This window comes from Staphylococcus sp. GDY8P131P (assembly GCF_017891975.1).
Classification (GTDB): domain Bacteria; phylum Bacillota; class Bacilli; order Staphylococcales; family Staphylococcaceae; genus Staphylococcus; species Staphylococcus nepalensis.
The window spans coordinates 1-4,445 of record NZ_JAESKF010000029.1; the positions used below are offsets into that span (position 1 = coordinate 1).

Consider the following 4,445-nt stretch of genomic DNA (forward strand, 5'->3'; position numbering starts at 1 on the left):
CTGTACACTACAAAATAAAAAAGTCAAATGGTATATACCCCTATACCGTATATGTTATACTCAAATTGTCTTATTACTATCTTTAAAAATATAAAATTAGGAGGTTTAATTTTGTCGAATAACAAAAAACACCAAAATCATGAGCATCATAGTCATCAAGAACATGAAAATCACACTAGTCATGGTAATCATGAACATCACCATCATGGAAATTTTAAAAGTAAATTCTTTATTTCTTTGATTTTTGCGATACCGATTATTATTTTATCGCCCATGATGGGAGTTAAATTACCGTTTCAAATTTCATTTACAGGGTCAGATTGGATTGTATTAATTCTTGCTACAATTTTATTCTTTTACGGAGGAAAGCCATTTTTATCAGGGGCTAAAGATGAAATTTCAACTAAAAAACCTGGAATGATGACGCTTGTTGCTCTAGGTATTTCAGTAGCTTATATTTATAGTTTATACGCCTTTTATATGAATAACTTCAGTGGTTCATCCACACATACAATGGACTTTTTCTGGGAATTAGCGACTTTAATTTTAATCATGTTATTAGGTCATTGGATTGAAATGAACGCAGTAGGTAATGCAGGCAATGCACTGAAGAAAATGGCAGAACTTTTACCTAATACTGCAGTGAAGCTGATTGATAACAATCAACGAGAAGAAGTTAAAATATCAGATATTCATATTGACGATATTGTGGAAGTCAGAGCAGGCGAAAGTATACCCACAGACGGAATCATTGTTCAAGGAGAAACATCAATTGACGAATCATTAGTTACTGGCGAATCAAAAAAAGTTCATAAAACTCATAATGATGATGTTATTGGAGGTTCAATTAATGGTTCAGGTACAGTACAAGTTAAAGTGACTGCTACGGGTGAAAATGGCTACCTATCTCAAGTTATGGGTCTTGTTAACCAAGCTCAAAACGATAAGTCAAAAGCTGAACTCCTCTCTGATAAAGTCGCAGGTTATTTGTTTTACTTTGCAGTAAGTATTGGCCTGATTTCATTTATTGTATGGATGCTTATTCAAAACAACGTCGATTTCGCACTTGAACGGCTAGTAACCGTATTAGTCATTGCTTGTCCACATGCATTAGGCTTGGCAATACCTTTAGTTACAGCACGTTCTACCTCTATAGGCGCACATAATGGTTTAATCATTAAAAACAGAGAATCTGTAGAAATCGCACAACACATTGATTACATCATGATGGATAAAACTGGGACACTAACTGAAGGTAACTTTTCAGTGAATCACTATGAAAGTTTTACAGACGAGTTAAATAATGAAGAAATATTGAGTCTATTTGCTTCATTAGAAAGTAATTCTAATCATCCACTTGCCACTGGTATTGTTGATTTTGCTAAAGGCAAAAATATTTCATATGCTACTCCTCAAGAAGTTAATAATATTCCAGGTGTAGGCTTAGAAGGCACAGTTGATAATAAAAAACTCAAAATAGTGAATGTTTCTTATCTCGATAAAAGCAATTTTGATTATAATAAAGAACAATTTACGAATCTCGCTCAACAAGGGAATTCTATTAGTTATCTAATTCATGACCGACAAGTTATTGGTATTATCGCACAAGGCGATAAAATTAAAGAAAGTTCAAAACAAATGGTTTCGGATTTATTATCGAGAAACATTACGCCAGTCATGCTTACAGGCGATAATAAAGAAGTGGCACAAACAGTGGCTGAAGAATTAGGTATTAGTGATGTCCACGCGCAATTGATGCCCGAAGATAAAGAAAGTATTATCCAAGATTATCAAAGCAATGGTAGCAAAATCATGATGGTTGGTGATGGTATCAATGATGCGCCAAGCCTTATTAGAGCAGATATTGGTATGGCAATTGGCGCAGGGACAGATGTAGCTGTTGAATCGGGGGATGTCATACTCGTTAAAAGTAATCCTTCTGATATTATCAATTTTTTGTCTCTTTCAAAAAATACGATGAAAAAAATGGTTCAAAATTTATGGTGGGGCGCAGGATATAACGTGATTGCAGTTCCTCTTGCAGCTGGTATATTAGCTTCTATTGGTTTAATATTATCACCTGCTGTGGGTGCAATACTTATGTCTTTAAGTACGATCATCGTAGCAATTAATGCATTTACATTAAAATTAAAATAAAAGAGGTAAATATAATGTATAAAAAAATGTTCACAATTTTAATTACGTTATTTTCTATAATGTTTATGGTTCCTAATGATACTTTTGCAGAAGGTAAGCACAACATGATGGACATGAAAGAAAATGATCAAAAGCGAAATGATATGATGGATATGAAAAGTCATGACGAAAGAAAAAATTTGAATTCTTCACAAGGAAAAAATGAAATAACATTTCCCAAAGTTTTAGATCCTAAAAAAGATAACAATGGTTATAAAAGTTATACATTAAAAGCGCAGAAAGGAAAGACAGAATTTTACAAAGGTAATTTCTCTAACACTTTAGGATACAATGGAAATTTACTTGGGCCAACTTTAAAATTAAAAAAAGGAGATAAGGTTAAAATTAAGTTAGTCAACAACTTAGATGAAAATACAACATTTCATTGGCATGGGTTAGAAATAGATGGAAAAGTGGATGGAGGCCCTTCTCAAGTTATAAAACCAGGAAAAGAAAAAACAATAAAATTTGAGGTTAAACAAGAGGCTGCTACATTATGGTATCATCCCCACCCCTCCCCAAATACAGCTAAACAAGTTTATAATGGTTTATCAGGATTATTATATATAGAGGATGACAAAAAGAATAATTATCCTAGCAATTATGGGAAAAATGATTTGCCTATAATAATCCAAGATAAAACATTTGTATCTAAAAAATTAAATTATACAAAAACGAAAGATGAAGATGGTACTCAAGGTGATACAGTCCTTGTGAATGGGAAAGTAGATCCTAAATTAACAACAAAAGAAGGAAAAATACGTTTGAGACTTTTAAATGGCTCCAATGCTCGGGATTTAAATCTTAAACTAAGTAATAATCAAAGTTTTGAATATATTGCTTCAGAAGGCGGCCATTTAGAAAAGACTAAAAAGTTAAAAGAAATTAATTTAGCTCCTTCAGCAAGAAAAGAAATAGTAATAGATTTATCTAAAATGAAAGAAGAAAAAGTCAATCTTGTTGATAATGATGAAACAGTAATTTTACCAATTATTAACAAAGAAAAAAGTACTAACAAAGACACTACTCCAAAAGTAGATAAAAAAATCAAATTAGAAGGTATGGACGATAATGTTACTATTAATGGCAAAAAATTCGATCCTAACAGAATAGATTTCACACAAAAGGTAAACCGGAAAGAAACTTGGGAAATTGAAAACGTCAAAGATAAAATGGGTGGTATGAAGCACCCGTTCCATATCCACGGAACGCAATTTAAAGTTTTATCAGTGGATGGGAAGAAACCTTCAGAAGATATGAGAGGCAAAAAAGACGTTATATCTCTGGAACCTGGACAAAAAGCCAAAATAGAAGTGGTTTTTAAAAATACTGGGACATACATGTTCCATTGTCACATACTTGAGCATGAAGATAATGGAATGATGGGACAAATAAAAGTAACAAAATAATTTATAAGGAGAATTCAATATGATGAAAAAATTGAGCTCAATTATAGTAGCTTCAGGATTAGTATTATCAGCTTGTTCAACTGGTAACGAAGAAGAAGAAAATTCTAAAGATCAAAAACAAGAAAAACATATGAATCATAAGAGTGAAAGTAAAGCCCCAGATAATATGAAAAGTACAGATGACAGTAAATATAAAAAGGACGATAAAATAACAATTACAGCTGATCATATGCCTGGTATGAAAAATGCCAAAGGTACTGTGAAAGGTGCTTATAAAACGTATGCTTATGTCGTGAGTTACACACCTACAAATGGTGATGAAAAAGTTAATAATCACAAATGGGTCGTTAATGAGGAAGTTGCAGATGCCCCTGAAAATGGATTCAAGAAAGGTGATACAGTTAAATTAGAAGCTGACCATATGCCTGGTATGAAAGGTGCAGAAGCTCAAATTGATGATGTAGAAAAAACAACCGTTTATATGGTGGATTATAAATCAACAGAAAACGATGAGATGGTTAAAAATCATAAATGGATGACAACTGACGAACTAAAATCTCGTTAATGTCTATCATTTTAAAGCTTTAAAGTATTTAGTTAGTTATTCACAAATGCAATGAGAATCCCCTTTGTTAAATAGACAAGTAAACAAATAAAATTTATGGCCACTCTCATATCCACAATAATGAGAGTGGCCATTTGTTTAGAAAAATTAAATGATTTTAATGAAAATGAGGGGATCTTTTATAATTTATCAATGGAATTTCGAAAAATATAAAAAATGGAATAGTGAATGTATTGAGCTTTATCATTTATCAAGAAAAGTTATTCTAAATTAGC

General features: G+C 32.0%; 3 protein-coding genes. All 3 read left to right on the plus strand.

The window, feature by feature from the left end; all coding sequences use genetic code 11:
• Positions 1 to 111 precede the first annotated feature (111 nt).
• The 3 genes from copB to KA894_RS14285 are packed head-to-tail and all read left to right on the plus strand — an operon-like array spanning position 112 to position 4,170.
• Entirely contained in the window at positions 112 to 2,157 is a 2,046-nt protein-coding gene (gene copB / locus KA894_RS14275; RefSeq protein ID WP_095256753.1) for a copper-translocating P-type ATPase CopB, read from the plus strand.
• A gap of 14 nt (positions 2,158 to 2,171) precedes the next feature.
• The gene (mco, locus tag KA894_RS14280; protein ID WP_000277153.1) at positions 2,172 to 3,605 is read left to right on the plus strand and encodes a multi-copper oxidase Mco; all 1,434 of its coding nucleotides are present in this window, start codon (positions 2,172 to 2,174) and stop codon (positions 3,603 to 3,605) included.
• A 19-nt stretch (positions 3,606 to 3,624) separates the two neighbouring features.
• A complete protein-coding gene (locus tag KA894_RS14285) occupies positions 3,625 to 4,170 on the plus strand; it encodes a YdhK family protein (protein ID WP_002510756.1) in 546 nt (181 codons plus the stop codon).
• Positions 4,171 to 4,445 lie beyond the last annotated feature (275 nt).

Coding starts and splice junctions, on each gene's coding strand:
- mco (WP_000277153.1), top strand. CDS start 2,172: ATGTATAAAAAAATGTTCACAATTTTAATTACGTTATTTTCTATAATG.
- KA894_RS14285 (WP_002510756.1), top strand. CDS start 3,625: ATGATGAAAAAATTGAGCTCAATTATAGTAGCTTCAGGATTAGTATTA.